The sequence below is a fragment of the Sphingomonas sp. AC435 genome (assembly GCF_979253005.1).
Genome location: NZ_CEEDCJ010000080.1, coordinates 1 through 249, shown reverse-complemented (window position 1 = coordinate 249; position 249 = coordinate 1). Strand labels below are relative to the sequence as shown.

Annotated in this window: 1 protein-coding gene; it reads right to left on the bottom strand. The window is 73.1% G+C overall.

Annotated elements, in window-relative coordinates:
* Positions 1–249 (bottom strand): trimeric intracellular cation channel family protein (locus AC0CH8_RS19020; RefSeq protein ID WP_465241217.1); only part of this gene is annotated, 249 nt, incomplete at both ends.

Sequence of the window (249 nt, the reverse complement as noted above, 5' to 3'; positions counted from 1 at the left end):
GAACAGGCCGGATGCCAGCGCCGCGGCGGTCACGTACAGTTCCGGCCGCAACAGAATGGACGGCTCGCCTGCAAGCACGTCGCGGATGATGCCGCCGACGCACGCGGTCAGCACGCCCCTCACCGCGGCGGGTACGGGCGGCACGCCGTACCCGATCGCCTTCGCCGCGCCGTAGACGGCGTCGGCCGCGAGCCCGACCGCATCGAACCATGCCAGCGCGGTGTCGGACCACCAGCGCTGCGGCGTCAC